16 protein-coding genes are annotated in these 19386 nt (G+C 34.5%); 5 read left to right on the forward strand and 11 right to left on the reverse strand.

The window, feature by feature from the left end; translation table 11 throughout:
- Positions 1-48 precede the first annotated feature (48 nt).
- The 7 genes from OO013_RS06390 to OO013_RS06420 all read right to left on the reverse strand — a co-directional run bounded on the left by OO013_RS06390 (position 49) and on the right by OO013_RS06420 (position 8271).
- On the reverse strand, positions 49-786 hold the full coding sequence (locus tag OO013_RS06390) for an MIP/aquaporin family protein (RefSeq protein ID WP_266055866.1): 738 nt from the start codon (positions 784-786) through the stop codon (positions 49-51).
- Positions 783-2360, reverse strand: a complete 1578-nt coding sequence (locus OO013_RS06395) for a glycerol-3-phosphate dehydrogenase/oxidase (RefSeq protein ID WP_266055867.1) — start codon at positions 2358-2360, stop codon at positions 783-785. The genes OO013_RS06390 and OO013_RS06395 overlap by 4 nt, the downstream gene beginning before the upstream one ends.
- Before the next feature lie 11 nt (positions 2361-2371).
- Positions 2372-3862: a glycerol kinase GlpK gene (gene glpK / locus OO013_RS06400; protein WP_266055868.1), complete on the reverse strand. Its 1491-nt coding sequence runs from the start codon at positions 3860-3862 to the stop codon at positions 2372-2374.
- An 88-nt stretch (positions 3863-3950) separates the two neighbouring features.
- Positions 3951-4394: a DUF2141 domain-containing protein gene (locus OO013_RS06405; protein WP_266055869.1), complete on the reverse strand. Its 444-nt coding sequence runs from the start codon at positions 4392-4394 to the stop codon at positions 3951-3953.
- A gap of 50 nt (positions 4395-4444) precedes the next feature.
- Positions 4445-4891 carry a DUF2141 domain-containing protein gene (locus OO013_RS06410; protein WP_266055870.1) on the reverse strand — a complete coding sequence of 149 codons (447 nt, stop codon included), beginning with the start codon at positions 4889-4891 and terminating at the stop codon, positions 4445-4447.
- Positions 4892-4966: 75 nt separating this feature from the next.
- Positions 4967-6244 (reverse strand): hypothetical protein, encoded by a 1278-nt coding sequence (locus OO013_RS06415; protein ID WP_266055871.1) that lies wholly within the window; start codon positions 6242-6244, stop codon positions 4967-4969.
- A gap of 146 nt (positions 6245-6390) precedes the next feature.
- Positions 6391-8271: a vWA domain-containing protein gene (locus OO013_RS06420; protein WP_266055872.1), complete on the reverse strand. Its 1881-nt coding sequence runs from the start codon at positions 8269-8271 to the stop codon at positions 6391-6393.
- Positions 8272-8391: 120 nt separating this feature from the next.
- Between OO013_RS06420 and OO013_RS06425 the strand changes: the two genes are divergently transcribed.
- From OO013_RS06425 to OO013_RS06435, 3 genes are all read left to right on the forward strand, one after another.
- A complete protein-coding gene (locus tag OO013_RS06425; RefSeq protein ID WP_266055873.1) occupies positions 8392-8994 on the forward strand; it encodes an RNA polymerase sigma factor in 603 nt (200 codons plus the stop codon).
- Complete coding sequence (locus tag OO013_RS06430; protein WP_266055875.1) at positions 8984-10324, forward strand: carboxypeptidase-like regulatory domain-containing protein; 1341 nt, start codon at positions 8984-8986, stop codon at positions 10322-10324. The genes OO013_RS06425 and OO013_RS06430 overlap by 11 nt, the downstream gene beginning before the upstream one ends.
- Before the next feature lie 124 nt (positions 10325-10448).
- A complete protein-coding gene (locus OO013_RS06435) occupies positions 10449-11828 on the forward strand; it encodes an alpha-amylase family glycosyl hydrolase (protein WP_266055876.1) in 1380 nt (459 codons plus the stop codon).
- 86 nt (positions 11829-11914) lie between these two features.
- On the opposite strand, the gene OO013_RS06440 is transcribed toward OO013_RS06435, so the two are convergent.
- The 4 genes from OO013_RS06440 to OO013_RS06455 form a co-directional block, all read right to left on the reverse strand.
- Positions 11915-12643: a hypothetical protein gene (locus OO013_RS06440; protein WP_266055878.1), complete on the reverse strand. Its 729-nt coding sequence runs from the start codon at positions 12641-12643 to the stop codon at positions 11915-11917.
- A 125-nt stretch (positions 12644-12768) separates the two neighbouring features.
- Complete coding sequence (locus tag OO013_RS06445) at positions 12769-13626, reverse strand: universal stress protein (RefSeq protein WP_266055879.1); 858 nt, start codon at positions 13624-13626, stop codon at positions 12769-12771.
- Positions 13627-13629: 3 nt separating this feature from the next.
- Positions 13630-15261: a BCCT family transporter gene (locus OO013_RS06450; protein ID WP_266055880.1), complete on the reverse strand. Its 1632-nt coding sequence runs from the start codon at positions 15259-15261 to the stop codon at positions 13630-13632.
- Between the two features lie 4 nt (positions 15262-15265).
- The gene (locus OO013_RS06455; RefSeq protein ID WP_266055881.1) at positions 15266-16525 is read right to left on the reverse strand and encodes a hypothetical protein; all 1260 of its coding nucleotides are present in this window, start codon (positions 16523-16525) and stop codon (positions 15266-15268) included.
- A gap of 233 nt (positions 16526-16758) precedes the next feature.
- On the opposite strand from OO013_RS06455, the gene OO013_RS06460 reads away from it, so the two are divergent.
- Both OO013_RS06460 and OO013_RS06465 read left to right on the forward strand, forming a co-directional pair.
- Positions 16759-18018, forward strand: a complete 1260-nt coding sequence (locus tag OO013_RS06460; RefSeq protein ID WP_266055882.1) for a hypothetical protein — start codon at positions 16759-16761, stop codon at positions 18016-18018.
- A gap of 44 nt (positions 18019-18062) precedes the next feature.
- Positions 18063-19286 (forward strand): hypothetical protein, encoded by a 1224-nt coding sequence (locus OO013_RS06465; RefSeq protein ID WP_266055883.1) that lies wholly within the window; start codon positions 18063-18065, stop codon positions 19284-19286.
- Positions 19287-19386 lie beyond the last annotated feature (100 nt).

Here is a 19386-nt window from a genome sequence, read left to right on the forward strand (position 1 = left end):
AAATCTCTGTGAACTGACCAAAAGAGCCGGCAAAAAATGTCGGCTTTTTTATTTGATATAAAGAAATATTCCTGTTGCTATGGCAGCACCTACCAGAGGTCCAAATATTGGTATAATACCATATTTCCAATCTGTCTCAGCATGTTTTCGAATTGGAAGAAAAGAATATACTAACCTGGGCCCTAAATCTCGCGCCGGGTTGATAGCATATCCTGTGGTGCCTCCCAGGCTCAAACCAATTCCAAATACCAGGAGTCCTACGGGCAGTGCATCAAGAGCCCCGAGCCCAACTCGTGCTGATTGAATTCCATCAATTTCTAATAATGGTTTACTCATGTAAAGGACCGCAAAGACCAGTACGAAAGTTCCGATGATCTCTGAGAATAAATTATTGAAATTATTTCTGATTGCTGGTGTAGTGCAAAAACAGGCTTTTTTTAATTCACCATCCTGGGTGCGCCTGAAATGCTCCAGGTAAAAAAGATATACGCAATAGGCACCGGTCATTGCACCAGCCATTTGAGCCATTATATATTGAGTTACCTTCGACCATTCAAAAAGTCCTGAAAGAGCCAACCCGAAAGTTACAGCAGGGTTTATATGGGCTCCACTAAATTGACCTACAATGAATACGGCTATGAAAACAGCCATTCCCCAGCCAAAAGTAATGACAATCCATCCACTATTGTTGCCTTTGGTATCCTTTAATACCACATTAGCCACAACACCATTTCCTAGTAAAATCAGTAAAAAAGTCCCAATGAATTCTGCAAAATATTCGTTCATTCCTGAATATAATATTGTGAAGCGAGTTTATTATAATTTTCAATCTGGTTTTTGATCCAGTTTTTATCTTTACCTAGTTCTTTTGCCAGAATTTTGGCTGTTTCCGGGGCTATCCGAATACTTTCCCTGGCATCAAGAAGTAAAGCCCTGGTTCGACGGGAAAGTACATCTTCGACCGTTTGCGCCATTTCTTCCCTGGCTGCCCAAACAACCTGGACCTTTTTTATTTGAAGTTCCTCACTGAGCCACCCTTTGTAATCAGGATTATTATTTTCAATTTCAAGTAAGTCTTCTTTATGTCTTCCATAAACAGACATCGGGTTGCTACCCGGTACTGTATTTCTATCATAACCATCGATTGGTAATCGTTCGGTAATACATTTTCTGTCTGCCAATCCAGCGATCATTATTGCGTTATCAACAGCATCTTCGGCCATTTTCCGGTAAGTAGTCCATTTACCACCGATAACTGTAATAAGCCCGGAAAGAGAAATTAGTACCTTATGGTGCCTGGAGATCTCTTTTGTGCTCATCTCATCCCCATCTTCTGGAGCAGCTAGTGGTCTTAATCCGGCGAAAATACTTTTAATGTCTTTTTTTGTTGGCTTTTTGGAAAGGTACTGACCCGCTGTTTCAAGTATAAAATCAATTTCTTCTTTCAAAGCCTGGGGTTCAAGATCAATATCATCGATCAATGTATCAGTTGTACCAACAACTACTCTGTTATACCAGGGTACAGCAAACATTACTCGACCATCTGAAGTTTGTGGAACCATGATTGCATAGCTTTCTGGTTGAAAGCTCTTATCAAAAACCAGGTGAATTCCCTGACTTGGACGGATCATGGGTTTAACATCCGGCTCATCCATTTTCTTTATTGAATCAGCGAAAACTCCCGTAGCATTTATCACCGATTTTGCGAGGATTTTATATTCTTTTCCTGTTTCAAGATCTTTGGCTATAACACCTTTTATCATCAAGTCTTCTTCATCTTTCAGTAAGTCTACTACTTCCATATAATTTAACAATACCCCATTATACTCTTCTGCAGTCATAGCTAAACTGATTGCCATACGGGCATCATCAAATTGTCCATCCTGGTAAACAATTCCGCCTCTCAGATCACGTTGAGAAATAGTTGGTAATGCATCTATCGTTTCTTCTTTCGAAATACTTTTTGATGGTCCAAGTCCAAGTTTACCTGCCATCAGGTCATATACTTTAAGACCAATTGTATAAAAAGGACCATTCCACCATTCGTAGGAGGGAATCACAAAAGATAAATTTCTGACAAGATGAGGAGCATTTTGCATCATTAATCCTCGTTCTTTCAATGCTTCAATAACTAGTGATACATCTCCCTGTTGTAGATATCTAACCCCGCCATGTACAAGTTTGGTACTTCTGCTTGAAGTGCCTTTTGCGAAATCAGATTGTTCTAGCAGTAGCGTTTTAAACCCTCTTGAAGCCGAGTCAACGGCAATTCCCAAGCCAGTTGCGCCACCGCCGATCACCAATACATCCCAAGGTTCTGTATTATCCTCTATTTTTTTTATCTGCTTTTCCCTATTCATGTGATATGGCTTTACTTGTTCCAGTTTTTAGCTCTTTCGAGTCCCTTTCTCCAGTTATTAATAGTTATTTTAACCTGATCAGTTTGCTTCTCAGGTTCAAAGGTTCTTTCTGCTTCCCATAATTTTTGGATTTCGTCAATTCCCGACCAGAATCCGGTTGCCAGGCCAGCCATATATGCAGCTCCTAAAGCGGTTGTTTCTGTTATTTTCGGGCGGGTGACTTTTTGACCAATAAGATCTGATTGAATCTGCATTAACAGGTTGTTAACAGCAGCACCACCGTCAACACGTAAATCGATAATTTCAATTCCAGAATCCTCAGTCATTGTAGAAATCACGTCCATGGATTGTAGTGCAATACTTTCCAATGCAGCCCTGGCAATATGAGCTTTCCCGGTTCCTCTTGTCAGGCCAATAATAGTTCCGGTGGCGTATTGATCCCAATGAGGCGCTCCTAATCCAACAAATGCCGGTATCAACACAACCCCTCCATTGTTATCAACTGAAAGAGCCAGATTTTCAATGTCTGCAGCATGCTTGATGATTTGTAATTGATCTCTTAGCCACTGAATTATGGCTCCCCCGATAAAAATACTTCCTTCAAGAGCATAATTAATTTTATTATTTATCTGCCAGGCTATGGTTGTTAAAAGATTATGTTCAGAGATAATAGCTTCTGTACCTGTATTCATTACGACAAAGCAACCGGTTCCGTAAGTGTTTTTAGTCATTCCTTTTTCAATACACATCTGGCCAAAAAGAGCGCCTTGTTGATCGCCGATCATTCCTGCTATGGGTATTTCGGCTCCAAAATGATTTTTGATAGTTTTGCCATATACTTCACTGGTGGACTTAACTTCCGGTAACAGGCTGTCAGGTATATCAAATATTTCTAATAATTCTTTATCCCATTGGAGCTCATGAATATTAAAAAGCATGGTCCTTGAGGCATTGGTAACATCGGTGATATGTATTTTTCCATGAGTCAATCGCCAGGCTAACCATGTATCAACAGTACCAAAAGCCAGTTTTCCTTCTTCTGCTTTTTCTCTTGCTCCGTCAACATTATCGAGGATCCATCTGATTTTTGAAGCTGAAAAATATGCATCGATCAGTAATCCGGTTTTCTGATGGATTATATCGGTATACCCTTTGTCTTTTAATTCATCACAATATTCAGCTGTGCGTCGGTCTTGCCAGACAATAGCATTGTAGATCGGTTCACTTGTTTCTCTGTCCCAAATTAATGTAGTTTCACGCTGATTGGTTATTCCGATTGAATTTATATTTGCAGCAGAGATGTTGTGTTTTTTGATAACGTCTCTTACAACGAATTTTTGTGTTGCCCAGATTTCTTCCGGATTGTGTTCCACCCAGCCAGGATGTGGGAAAATCTGGTCAAATTCTTTTGCTGATATTCTTTCGATTTGCCCAGATTGATTAAAAAGTATAGCCCTGTTGCTGGTAGTACCAGCATCGAGAGATAAGATGTATTCACTCATTTGTATGTTGGTTGGGTTATAATCCTATTAATTTAAATAATTAACAGGAGATATATGAGTAAATGAGTGATGAGTATTATAAAATTTGCTAATAAGTATCCAGAGAAAGGTTTATTTGTTTGGTTTCTCCTCTCCGTAAATCAATCATGCATTCTGTGAATTCCGGAGCTTTTAATTTAGGCCATACATTATTAGAAAAGCAAAAAGGCTCTTTTGGAATGCCAATAAAATTTTTATCCATCTCACCGTTTTCATTCAGATCATGATGCACTGCAATAGCATACACATCTTCGGGAAGCTTAAAAGTGATTCTCAGTTTGTTGGAAGTGACTTTTTCTATATGATATTTATATAGATCTTCTTCAGAAAGAAATTTGTTTTGTTGGTTGTAAACTGATATTCTGAGTTTGCCTGAAATATTGGTAATATTCGAAACAGTTAATACAAGTTCACCCTGGTTGTCGTTCTTTTTAATTCCAAATCCTGAACAAAGCAGAACTATAAGTGATAATATCGTTATTTGTTTAAACACACTATTAAAATCGATTAGTGCATTTATTGTTTTAAAAAAGCCTCTGTTTTTTAATATTTATTTAACTGGATTTCCAAATTTTTTATTTCATCAGGCTTAATTTCAAATTTACAATCTTCAAATTTTGGGGCTGAAAATTTTAATTTAAAGTTGTTGGAAAATCCATAGGGTTCTTTCGGAATACCCAGAATGTTTCTTTTCATTTTTCCATCGTTGTCAATGTCGTGATAAGCAGCGATAGCATATTCGCCAGGAGGCAGGGAAAATGAAATAACTTCAATAGGTTGGGAGGGTGGAAAAATTTTGTATTTAAAAATATCTTTCAGCGATAAAAAATCATTTTCCCTGGTGTAAACAGAGACTTTTATCTCTCCTTCAAAGGTTTTTATGTTGTTAATTTCTATTTGAAGATTGTCGGTTTGACAATGTATTTCTATAACCGAAATAAATAGAATTGATAGAGAATAAAATAAGTTTTCTACCGATAATGATTTCATGATAGAAGTTAAAAAAAAACAGGCTAAATAAATTGAAGCCTGCTTTTAAATTTTAATTTAAACTAATCAAAGTTTTTATCTTCCATTATAATTTTCCGGGATTTCTTTTTCACGGTTAAGCCATAATATGCTTCTCATCCAGTCAGGTAGATCGTTAAGATAAACACTGCCCTCACCATTTTCTGGCCAAATAGTATAACTATGTTCACTAAAAAAGTCATGGTTTATATTAACTCGATAAAGTTTATTGCCTAGCTTATCGAATAAATCTCCTTTAATGATTTTATTACCATTAAACTCAGTAGGAACAAAATACCCTTTTAGATTTTCTTCTTCCACAGTGATATCATAATACTTCACTTTGTATATTTTTTCACCCTGATCATTTAGGTATTTATGTACAAATATATAATCAGTGAATTGTATTCCATCAATAAAATCATATCGGTGCTCGTGATATTCTAACATTTTATTATCGATGGTAAATTTGCTGGTATGGTCAATATAATATTGTTGTTGCTTTGATAATTTATATAGAGTGTTGCTGAAAATATCATTTTCATACTCATAGGAATTAAATTCATAAATTTCTCTTTCGCCATTAACTATTCTAGTTTTATAAAAATTAGATGCTCGATTATTTTCGTATTGCCATTGATATTCTCCATATTTTACTGAATCAGTGTTATAATAATAAATTGCGAGAATGTCTTTGCTTTCACTGCGAGCAAATTGGATGAAACTTTTATCGTCCCTGGTGATTTTGGAAATTTCAAAATCTTCATTATAAAAATAATTTTTAGTGAAATAGCCGGTTAATGAAGATGAGGTTATGTATTTGTTTTCATCAAATTCAAAATTATATATATAGGTATTATTAGTTTCAGTAAAAGTGAGTTCAAAATTCTTTATCATTCCGATCTTATCATAAGTTATATTATTGACTTCAAAATGACTTTGAGAAGACCATTTTTTGGAATAACTAAAAGATGTTATAATGCTATCTGAATTATATGTGAAGTAATATCCTCCAAAGTAGACATTAAATTCACCAAATGAAGATTCGTGTAGTATTGTTCTTTTAACTTTCTTACCATCGAAAATATGTTCAAATCTGTCTTCTAATTTCTTTTCGCTTGGAAAAAGCTGTTCTAGGCTTACCAAGAAATTATTAAGGTTAAATGATTCCGTTTCGCTGATTTTAATAGTTGTTGTGTCAGCACCTTCAACAAAACGTGCATCCTCATTAAAACTGTTGTTATCATTTGGTTGCGGAGTAATGGTTTCAGGTTGAGAACATGAAAAAAATAACATGAGGCTTACAGAAAGGCCTACTAATTTTAATAGCTTCATTACAATAAATTTATTGGTTGAAAAAAATAATTACATAGTTGAAGCGCGAATTAATAGTGAAATCTTATTAAATACAAGATTTATTTTAAATAAAAAAAGAAGGCTGTATTTAACCTTCTTTTTTAACTGTTGCTTTTAATTATAATCTAATCCATCTTAGCCATATATTTTGAAGATTTGACCATTTTTAAAAATTCGTGTCTATAGCCAAACTCATCATTCCCTAAAGACTCTTTAGCTATTTCTACAACCATTTCAGGATTGCTTTCACCCATGAAATCACTACTTCTTAACCACAAACCAAAAGATGCTACAGCTGCTGAAAATCTAAAGTCATCCGATGTTTCATGAAAATCAGATGGTGTATTGTTGATTATTTCCGTCATCAGAATGCTTTTCGACCCATTTGGTTTTTTATATCTGAATTTAACAGTTGCCCATTCATCAGAATACTTTTTACCTTTTGACTTATCTTTTTGATACTTAAGATCATCGACAGATTTTAAAAATCCGGCAGAAGGACCACCTATTGGGATCACCTGGTAAATAGCAGTAACCGAATGTCCTGATCCTAATTCACCGGCATCTTTTTTATCATCGTTAAAATCTTCAGCATTTAATTTTCGGTTTTCATATCCGATCAATCGGTAACCAGCAACCTTTTCAGGATTGAATTCTATTTGAATTTTTACATCTTTTGCGATAGTAAACATTGTTCCACCGAATTCATTTACAAATACTTTTCTGGCTTCAGAGATATCATCAATATAGGCGTAATTTCCATTTCCTTTGTCGGCAAGAATTTCCATCTTATCATCTTTATAATTGCCCATTCCAAACCCAAGAGTTGTTAAAAACACACCTGACTTTCTTTTTTCAACAATGAGGTCTTCCAAATAGCCATTACTACTTTGACCGACATTGAAATCTCCATCAGTAGCTAAAATGATTCGATTATTTCCTTCTTCGATAAAGTGTTCTTCAGCGATTTTGTAAGCCAGCTTTATTCCTGCACCACCAGCTGTAGACCCTCCGGCATTCAGGTTGTCTAACGCCTGAATTATATCGGCTTTTTTGTCTCCTGAAGTTGAAGGAAGTACCATTCCTGCTGCTCCTGCATAAACAACGATCCCAACCCGGTCTTCCGGACGAAGCTCCTCTACTAACATTTTAAATGCACTCTTTAATAAAGGGAGTTTATTTGGACTACCCATCGAACCACTTACATCGATCAGAAAGACAAGATTGGAAGCAGGGATATTTTCTTTTGGAATCTTTTTACCCTGAAGTCCAACATGGAGCAAATAATGACCTTCCTGCCATGGGCAATCAGCTATTTCTGTATTGATACTAAATGGATGTTCATTTGAAGGTTCTTTGTAATCATAATTAAAATAATTGATCATTTCTTCAATTCTCACTGCATCTGTTGGAGGTTTAAGACCATTATTTAAATATCGTCGGACATTACTATAAGAAGCAGCATCCACATCAATACTAAATGTAGAAAGTGGTTGATCTGAAGGTTTATGAAACTGGTTTTCATTAATTACCGCATAATCTTCTGTGTTGTAGTTGGTATAACTATCATGTTGTACAACATGACTTTGTTGAGGGTTTATCCCGGATGCAACGCCACGAATTCGTATAACAGATTTGTTTTTTGGCTGACTTATTTCCATATCCAGCTCTTCTTCAGCCATCCCAGTTGTAACTACTTCCTGTAATTTGGTACCATCTTGTTTTAAGGTGATATCAATTTCATTTTTACCCTTAACTTTAACTTCTTGTGTCTTGTAACCAACTGACGAAAAAGTTAAAACAGAATGTTTACCAGATATTGTTAATTCGTAGGCACCGTAAATGTCAGTAACGGTTCCATTAGTGGTCCCTTTTTCTACTACATTTACCCCTGGAATTCCCTGGCCATTTTCATCCGTAACAACCCCTGTCACCTTATGAGGGTTTTCGATATTAAAGGCTAGTAAAAATATTACCGCACTTAAGATTGGAAAAATTCGTTTCATGACTTTTAGCTTTTAGTGTTCACAGTCATGATGCAGTAGTTGAAATGATTCCATAAAAAAAGTTTTATTTTTTTTGAATTGCCTGAAAAAGGTTCAATTTTTGAGGATTACTTTTTGAACTTGTTTTTAAAACGCACAAACATATCATCACTTTCAGATCTGGAGATTATTGAAAAATACAATAAGAATCCTGATCACCAATATATATCGATTCTTTACGACAGGTATATCGATAAAGCCTATGGTGTAGCGCTTAAATATTTAAAGAACAGAGAGTACGCCAAGGATATTGTGATGGAAGTATATGCTGAATTAGGTGATGATATTAAGAAACACGAGATCAAAAATTTTTCTTCCTGGTTATATGTCAAGGTGAAAAATGCTTCTTTAATGCGAATAAGAAAGGAAAAACCCCAGCTATTCGTTAATGGAGAAAAAAAGGATCTCGCATTTATGGAATTATCCGATAATGGGCATCATGATATTGAAGAAAAGGTTCGGCTTGAGGATAATCTGGAACAATTAAAATTGTGCATTGATAAACTAAAAGCTGAACAGAAAGAGTGTGTGGAAATGTTTTTTCTACAGGAAAAAAGCTACAGTATAATTGAGAAAGAGCTCAGTATAAAGTTGAAAAAAGTAAAAAGTTATATCCAAAACGGTAAACGAAATTTAAAAATATGTATGGAAACTGCTTTACGTAGTAAGGATCATGCGCATTGATTTCAAAACCATATTGAAATATCTCAGGGGAGAATTAGACTCAAAAGAGGAGCATCAAATAGAGCGTGAAGCACTTGATGATCCTTTTTTATCTGATGCTATCGAGGGATTTGAACAGTTTGATTCAAAATTGATTGAATCTGATGTCAATGATCTAAAATCCTCTATAAAAAGGGAAGACAGGGGGTATCCATGGATGTCAATTGCTGCTTCAATTATTATAATTGTTATTTCCGGGTTATCGATATGGTATTTTTCAAATCCTGTTGAAGAACAAATTGCGTTCGAAAATGATGCTGTAGAAGAACAGAATAACAGTTTATCAGAACCTGTTAAGGAATTTGATGAAGAACGTGAACCTGTCATAGCTGATACAATGGCTGAAGGTGATTTTATTTCAGAACAAAAATTTGATAATAAAAAGAGTCAAGAGTCTTTTCAAAAAGCAAAAGAAGAGGAATTATCAAAACCAATTTCTGAACCAATACCTGATAAGCTTCAAAATAATGAAGCTGATTTGGATTTAGAAATATCCGAAGAAGAATTAATTACGGAGATTCAAGAGGAAGATTTGGAAGAGGCTCTTTCCGGTAAAATTGCAGGAGTTAAAATAGAAGAGGAGAGAAAAGCTGAAAAGCTAAGTGTTGAGCCTTCTTCAGCTGCAGTAGAGAATTTTACAGAATCAGATATATCCGAAAAAAAGGAAATAAGGATAAGAGGTGTTGCTTCGACCATTCCAAAGCAAAAGCAGATAAAGGGAAAAGTTGTCAATGAATCTGGAGAAGGAATACCTGGAGTTAATGTGGTAGTAACAGGGACAGCAAAAGGTACAGTAACAGATATTTCAGGTAACTTTTCTATAAAATTAGATACTTCTCAAGCAGAATTAACAATTGCTTCAATAGGCTATGAGACAGAAGAAATAAAACTAGACAGGATTGATAATTTTGTGTCAGTTCAACTTTCTGAAGATGTAAATCAATTATCGGAAGTAGTGGTAACAGGATATGGCTCTTCTCAAGATTATGATCCTGAAATTATTTTACCACGTCCAGAAGGTGGGTTCCGGGCATTAAGAAATCATGTGAAAGACAATCAGCAGTTTCCGGAAGGATATGATTTTGATAAATCAATTGTAAAGCTGATCGTTACAATATTCAGTGATGGTGAAATCGGAACAATTAAAGTTGATAAAACTGATGGAGAAGAATTCACTAAAGAAGCGATACGTCTATTAAAATCCGGACCAAAATGGAATTCCGGAATCGTTGACGGTAATCCTCAGCAAATGGAAGTAAAAGTACGTATTAAACTTAAAAAACAGGATTAATCACCTTCAATAGAGGTCTTTTTTAGTCAATCTGGCTATTTTTTTTAGAACGTTAGTATTCTAAAAAGGTAAAATTGATAAAATATATTATATTCCTTCTCTTCAAATTATAACCTAAGTAAACATGAAGAGAATTTTATTTATAGTTTCCACATTTTCGATATTCTTATTTTCCTGCAATAATGCCCAAACTCAGGCAGGTCAGCCAACCAACAATAAGAATAAAAATGAAAATATAAAACCTGTTTATCCCAAATTAGCAGCTTCTGATATTATCTATGAGGTAAATATCAGGCAGCACACTCTCGATGGTACCATCAAAGCATTTATGGATGACATGGAGAGGCTCCATGATATGGGTGTAGATATGCTTTGGATAATGCCTGTCCAGCCAATCGGAGTTAAAAACAGAAAAGGAGAGCTAGGTAGTTACTATTCGATTCAGGATTATAAGAAAGTAAATCCCGAATTTGGAACAATGGAAGATTTTAAAGCCCTTGTAAATAAAGCTCATGAAATGGATATGAAAGTGATTCTGGACTGGGTGCCAAATCATACTGCCTGGGATCATCCATGGATAACTGAACATCCGGAATATTATGAACAGAATGATCAGGGAGAAATTATTTACGAAGCAGATTGGACTGATATCGCACTTCTTGATCATACTAATCCTGAAACAAGGAAGGCTATGATTGAGGAAATGAAATACTGGGTGTCAGAAACTGATCTCGATGGTTTCAGATGTGATCACCCGATCCACGATATACCAATGTATTTCTGGGAGGAGGCTACTGAAGAACTTGATCAAATGAAAGATCTTTTTTGGCTTGCTGAAGTTGATGAGCCTCGTGCACATCTGGAATTTGATGCTACATATGCCTGGGGTTTACTTGGTGTCACCAACGAAGTAGGAGAGGACAAAAAGCCAGGGAAAGAAATAGCTGAATATATAGAAAATGATCAGGAAAAATATGGTAGAAAACCATTCAGGTTAACGATGACCACCAATCATGATGTTAATTCGTGGGAAGGGACTGTTTTTGAACGGTATGGTGAAGGATATAAAACCTTCGCTGCGATGACATTTACTGCATATGGGATGCCAATGTTATATAGTGGTCAGGAAGCAGGAATGGACAAAAGATTAAAATTCTTTGACAAGGACACTATAGACTGGACAGATGAAAATAATTACCAGGATTTTTTCACCAAACTAATCGAAATTCATACTGATAACGAAGCTCTTCATGCCGGTGAGTATGGTGGGATTACCGTTCATATCAATAATGATGAGGAAGTGTATGCTTTTAAGCGTGAAAAGAATGGTAATCAGGTAATAGGTATATTCAATTTTTCAGGCGAACCACAGACAATGAATCTAACTGATGCCTCAGTGGCAGGTAATTACAATGATGAGTTTACCGGGAAAGAGGTGAGCCTTACTGTCGATCAGCCGCTGAACCTTCAACCCTGGGAATATTTAATATTAATTTCTAAATAATACTGATTTATATAAATTAAAAGGGATGCCAAACGGCATCCCTTTTAATTATTATTGATTACTCATTTTTTAATGATTTTATAGTTTTAAAAAGGTGCCGGACCTCCACCGCCACAGTCATTAGCACAATCTGTCCTAGGAGTAACTACTTTTTCATAAACGCAGTTATCCACTTCTGCAATTATTGTGAATTTATATTGAGAATCAGCAGAAACATAAACTTCATCATAATAAGTATTCACAAAAGTAGCGTTTCTTATTGACCATTTGATTTCTGCACCTTCAGGATAATTTCGCAATTTATATCTTCCAAACTCAAAACAAGATGGGTAACAAGTTTCAGTTAGTTCATCTATAAATAAATCACAAGGAGGGTCGCATATTAATTCTGTTACCTCAAGTATCTCTGAACAGGCTTGACTATTTATATTGTTTTTAACGCTAAAGGTTAAATTCACTTTATTAAACCCATAAGGAAAATCTATTTCAACGCTATTAGAAGTCGATGATCCAACTATAGTGGCATTTCCACTATCAATAGTCCATTGATAGCTATAATCTGAACCTATCATACCATCGACATGAGAATAATATCTCTTTCTTCCCCAACAAATGGAGTCATAATATTTGTAATCTTTACCTGAATTATCAACAATAGCACATTCAACTTCTAATGATTCTAAAGATTCGAAATCTTCTTCTAGTTCAATGGAATTTATACTTTCTTGTGGAAATATTTCTTCTTTCTGTTCAGAACATGAAAAAAGCAATAGAAAAATCCCAAATAATGGGAATACAATTTGATTTTTAAACATAGTGATAAGATTTAGTTGAAAATAAAAATATATTGAGTAACCAATATTTTGATTGAGCTCAATGATAACAGAAAAAAATAAATATTAAAACTTAATCAATAAAAGTTTTAGAGCTAATAATTTATTTATTCAACTAGCAATACTGGGATATCTTTATCTGTTTGAATCATCTTAGCGGCCACCGAACCGATGAGGTCTTCATCATCATCAGTTTTTCCTTTTTTGCCCATTACCACCATATCAATCTGTTTGGTTTTCGAAAAGTCGTAAACAACTTTGGCAATAGATTTATCTTCACTGTATATTAATTCCTTATGCACATCATATCCTTGTAAATATTTCTCACAAAAGGAATCCAGTTTTTTAGAAGACTTTTTCTCAATTTCTTTAATCAACTTATCTGACTTTTTACCAAAAAAAGGGAAATAGGAAGGAGGTATTCTGAAAACATGTAATACAAACACTTCTTCGGGTTTGAATCCTTCAAATTCATCAAGAAGTTTGGCTGCTTTTTTGGAATGTTGTGAAAACTCTGTTGGTATTAGAATTTTTTGAAGATCAAGTTTGGTAGATTCTGTTACAAAAAGAATAGGCTTTTCAATCATTCTTGAAAGTTTTGCAGAAAACGCACCTGTTCCTGTATGGACGGTTTTTTTACCTAACACAAATAATGTGTAATCGCTGTTATTTAATTTATGCAACAAATCTTCTTTCCCCCCTTTATCGTGAACAATTGTCTCACAGATATCTGTTGGTAAGTTGTATTCTGTGGCCATATCTATTAATTCTTCTTCGATAAGTTTTTTTATCGGGCGATCAGGATTATTATAAAATGAGTCCATACTATATGCGTGTTCCTGTATTTCCACATAGTGGCACAGACCAATTTTGGAAACTTTCATTTTCTTGGTTATCCGATATGCGCTTTGCATTACGGATGAGTCCATCTCGCTGAGATCTAAAAATAATAATAGCTGAGTCATGGCTTAATTTTTATTTGATTCAGATTCTTCTTCTTGTTCTTTGTGAATTTTCTTTCTTTTAGCAATAAGTTTTTCAATTCTTTCGCTGTACTTCTTAAAGTCAGTTTCCTGATCAAGTTGAATAGATTTAGCATATTCATTTTTCAGGCCGCGTAACAAGCTGAACATCATTAATATCAGTACAAATGTAAATGGTAAGCCAGTTGTTATAGCAGCGGTTTGTAATGCTCCTAATCCACCACCAATTAACAGAACTGCGGCAACTGCACCTTCAGATACTGCCCAGAATATTCTCTGGCCTACAGGAGCATCAAGCTTACCTCCTGCAGTAATACTGTCAATAACTAATGATCCGGAGTCAGAGGATGTTACAAAAAAGTTTATAACCAGTATAACTCCAATTGCAGATGCAATTTCTGCTAGTGGAAATTGTTCTAATAATACAAATAAGGAAGTGGATACATTTTCCATTACACTTTCACTTATTATGCCCGGATTGCTCATTTCAACCCATAAACCTGATCCACCGAAAGCTGACATCCATAAAAATGTCAGTAAAGAAGGGACAACTAACACACCCATAACAAACTCTCTTACCGTTCTCCCTTTAGATACTCTGGCGATGAACATACCTACAAAAGGAGACCAGCTTATCCACCATGCCCAATAGAACACTGTCCAGCTATTTTGCCAGCCCGCACTTTCTGCTGGTTGATATGCTTCGGTCCAAAAACTTAAAAAGAAAAAGTTTTGGAAATAATGACCAATATTTTCGATATAACTATTTAAGATAAACAGTGTTGGGCCTACCACTACGATAAAGGCCAAAAACACTGCTGCTATTCTAATATTTAATTCACTCAGGAATTTCACACCTTTATCTATTCCTAAAACAACAGAGATAGTTGCTATCCCTGTAATAATAGCAATAAGAACGACCTGCGTAATCACGTTGTCAGGAATATTAAACAGGTAGTTCATACCAGATGAAACCTGTTGAACTCCAAAGCCCAAAGATGTAGCTAAACCGAAAAGAGTCGCAATCACTGCAATTACATCGATCACATCGCCGATCCAGCCATGAATTCTTTCTTTTAATAAAGGATAAAATACTGATCGAATAGTAAGAGGTAATTTTTTTGAGAAAGCAAAAAATGCTAACGATAATCCAACAAGAGCATAAATGCCCCAGGCGTGTAATCCCCAATGTAGAAAACTAAAAGTCATAGCCTGCTCAGCTCTTGATGCCGGAGCGTCCAGATCTATTGGTGGTTGAACATAATGAAACATTGGCTCTGCTACACCCCAAAATATAATTCCGATTCCCATACCGGCACTAAAAAGCATTGCAAACCAGGCACCTGTAGAAAATTCAGTTTCAGCCTCCTTACCACCTATTCGGATTTTACCATATTTACTAAAACCTATAACTATACAAAATATGAGAAAGGAATTGGTAGCAAGAACAAGTAGCCAGCCCGCGTAATCAGAAATTCCATTTTGAATATTCCCGAAAACTTTTTCCATTGGTTCACCTACAATTAGAGTGATCGCAATGAATATGACTATCAAAATAGAAGCTGGCCAGAAAACCGGACCATGAACATCGAAATATTTATTCTTTCCCTTTCCCATATCATTAAAAATAGAATCCAATATTTATATTAAATCGTGTATTAATCGAGGGATCTTCATCTAATTGATTTACCTGTGAGTTTTCATCGAGATCACCGGGGAAAATATTTGGTGTTTCACCGCGGCCAGTGCTTAATGCTGATCCCCCAAATGCACTACTCAACCAAGGTTGGTTGATGCCTGAGGCAATATCAAAGTAAGTATATATGTATCCGGCGGTTACCAGAAATCCAAGCACGTTATGGTGAGAATCTACAAAAGAAAATGTTCTGCCATCAATTTCTATTTCACCATACTTGTACATATAACTGTAATCTTCATAAAATGTTAAAGACTGGATTGGTCCCCATTCAACAGGTAAATTGTATGACAACCCAATCGATAAAATAGTTGCTTTGCTTGCTGCCTGATAGGTGCCAAAACCATATGCACCCAAATTAATATAATCTACTGTTTCCGTTCCTTCGTCATTTTTTATGTCAGGATAGTTGTAATAAGTACCCTGGAGTTTTATGTTCATCCGTTCATTCAGATCGATGGATGAATGGGCTGCAAATGCATAATGAGGCGTGCTTTCATCAATATTTGAATTATAAATCTGACCAACTTCGAATGATAATCCTGCGGTGATTGAATTTGTAAAGTCATTTTCCAGCCAAAGATTTAACTGGTTTCTTTCTTTATTTCCATTATACCCGTCTTCAGGGATAACATCATATGAATATCTTGCAGACATATAATTCCCAAATAAAGGATCTGATTGTCCTCGAGGTTCGGCCATAATATAATATGCTGCTTTCCATCTAAAGTTACCGTTACCGGATATGTGGGAGTATTTTATACCGGTATCATAGTCATCTTCCAGTCCGACATAATAGGGTAGTTGAAACCACCAGGAATTACCAAGATAGGGAAGCATACCGAATGGTTTTTGGGTGATTCCAAGTTCAATATTGCTGTTCTCACTGAATTCGTAAGTGAGATAACCCATTTTAAGAAAATGACAATTGAAACCGGGATATACTCTGTATTCAAAGTCAAAACCGACACCCTTTGCCTTACCATGAACTTCAAATCTCACTACATCCCAAAAGATCCCGTTTCTGTTTTCTGTCGGAAGGCTAAATGTTTCTCCTTCATAAATAGTAAACATTGTATTAAATCGTACTGCACCGCCTAAATTGATATAAGTAGTATCTTTATATTGGCAGAAAATCAAACCAGGCAGGAAAATAAACAGTAAAAGGATATACAGCTGCCTCATATAAATATTATTTATTTACATTTTGATTATGAAGGGGCAATAAACGATCTATAATATTGAGGTATATATAATAACTAATGCTTATATATAAGTTAGGATAATTCTAGGGGATATGCTAATTCTAATAGTTTTAAAAACAATTAATTAACAGTATCAATTAATCATTTTTTCTTAAGAAGAATATATTTGATTATCTTCGCCTGTGGAATTTTTTTAATAAGAATAAAGAGAGTATGAAAATTTTTTACTTTTTACCACTACTGGTTGTCCTTACAGCCTGCCTTATTTCTTGTAACAACGATGAAGTGGTTCCTAATGTCGATCAACGACCAGTCAGGTCTGTCGCAGGAGCGGATACAAATACAATTAAGATCAGTGATACCGAGTCGTTTAATCTGAATAACTTTTTGGTGTGTTTTGAGCAGATAGCTTTCGAAGGGTATTTTGAATTAGGTTCTTTTAAGCATAATATAATTGGAAACAATGTCCAGGGATCCACATTTAATTACAAATTCAGAGGTAATAACAATAAAATATGGAAAGACTATACCCACCATTATAATTTGAATGGTTTAATAGATTCGACCACCTGGAATTATGTGGATTCATATTATACACTAATTTATGATTATGATAATCAGGGTATGATCACCCAATATAGATGGAGCCGAATTGATTTATTGGATGGGAGTGTTTCTAAAAAATCCTATACCAGAAGTTGTGTATATGATGAATATAAAAATTTGGTAGAACTAATTGAGAATGAGAAACATTTGCCTCGTGAATTTGATGAGAAAAATAGATTAATTAAAAGGTATGTGAATAGTGATGGGGGTTATTTAACCTATTCTTATTCAAATGGTTACCTCGATATAGTTGAACAATATCAATATGATTTGTTTTGGGTGAAGTGGGATTATGATATTGATGCAACGGGAAAAATGATTAGAGAATTTAAGCTTGTTGATTACAATAGAGATAATTCCGTTTTAGGAAAGGAAATTATTGAGTACGAATATCCTGGTGATACACTTGTTGTTTTCCATAATGATTTTTCATCCAATGATAATGGTCATACTGGAGAATATTGGTTGACTTCAAAGAAGTATTATTTACTCAATTATGGTTTAGTTAGACATCAGTCTTATGTGAATTCAATATCGAATCAAAATAAAAATACTTATGTGATAGACGAATTTTATTTTGATAAATCAGGTAGTGAAGTAAATGAGGCGTATGTATATGAAAGTGAAAATACTTCGGATTATATTAGTTATGGAGTTGTGGAAACATACCAGGAAATTTATAAGGAGTATTCTGAAATGGTCATGTTATATGATTCTAATCAAAACTTACTAAATGAAATTCATTATCATCCTCACGATCCGAATTCTATGATGAAATATGATGTTTATAATTCAGAAGGGATTATCATCAATGATTATCCTGTCTGGCTGCAATCACTAGCTTCTAAACTTTATTATAGATACTGATCTAATAATCAAATAAAAGCAATTGTACTTTAATATTTTTTAAAATGAGAATTTTTTACTTTTTACCACTACTCTTTATCCTTACAGCCTGCCCATTTTCTTCTGATGATGAAGAAGTAATCCCGCAGGTAGATCCGCGACCAGTAAGATCTGTTGCAGGAGCGGATACCAGTACAATTAAAATCAGTGAGACTGAGTCATTTAATCTGAATAATTTTTTGGTGTGTTTTGAGCAAATAGCTATTGTTTACAAAGACAATAAAAAATTCAATCATTTCTTCAGTGGTGATAGACTTGATTATTCTATTCGATCTCATAAGTTTCTTGGAAATTTCAATTACCAGGAGAAAAGGTATGATTTTAATTATGATAATGGAGTGATCAAATCATATTCCAGATCTGTTGGTTCAGATGTTATTTTTGAATATGATTCTAAAGGGATGATTGTGAAAATCAATTATGATGTTAATGGTGAATTAAGAGAGGATTCTTTTGAATATGATAAATATAAAAACCTAATAAAAGCAAATTATAAGAATCATTCAATTGAGCGAAATTATGATAATGAAAATAGGATGATAAGCTATGTATATCCAGATTATAATTCAGTTATTTATATCGATTATTTAGAAGATAAACCTGTTTTTTTCTATAGAGAAGATTCTAGTCAACATATAATGTGGGAAACCACACTAAAGTATGAGCAGAATAGAGTTACTGAAGAATATAGAGAGGTTTTTAATGAATATAATAATAAAGATCTCCACAGACTGGAATACAAAGCGGATACGATAGTCTCTATTCAATTTGTGTTTAATCTGAATGATGAGCCTCGTGAAATAAGTAGATATTATTATAATTCTTCTTTTGAATTAATTAAGGAAAAGAAGCTAGGATACAATTTCTCATATCCAGATAGCACCTATCAATTAGTTAATAATTATCTGGATAACTCAGGGGATAATATCTTTAAAATTGATATTTATAATACGATGAATGATAATATTGAATATTTAGGATATGCTTCACCAAATACTTATGTTGAAGGTTCTCCGGAATTGATTGAAACTGGTACGATTTATAATAAATTTGGTCAACCCCAATATTTAATAGATTATTCTAATTATCAACCGGGGTGGTCAGGAATTGTATTAAAGAATAATGAGGGTGAGATATTAGCTTTTGATAATGAGCCCTATTGGGTTAGAATCATTAGTAGAGAACTTAGAAGTATGGCTCCAAGGCAATTTTATCTCTTAGTAGATTAGCTATATTTTCATTTTTTTAAATAAAGGAAATTTTAATATTAAGTAATTAGGTTAGGCATATAAATATTAAAAACGAATTTTTTTATAATATTTTTTACGA

This window comes from Mangrovivirga halotolerans, assembly GCF_026241165.1.
GTDB classification, from domain to species: domain Bacteria; phylum Bacteroidota; class Bacteroidia; order Cytophagales; family Cyclobacteriaceae; genus Mangrovivirga; species Mangrovivirga halotolerans.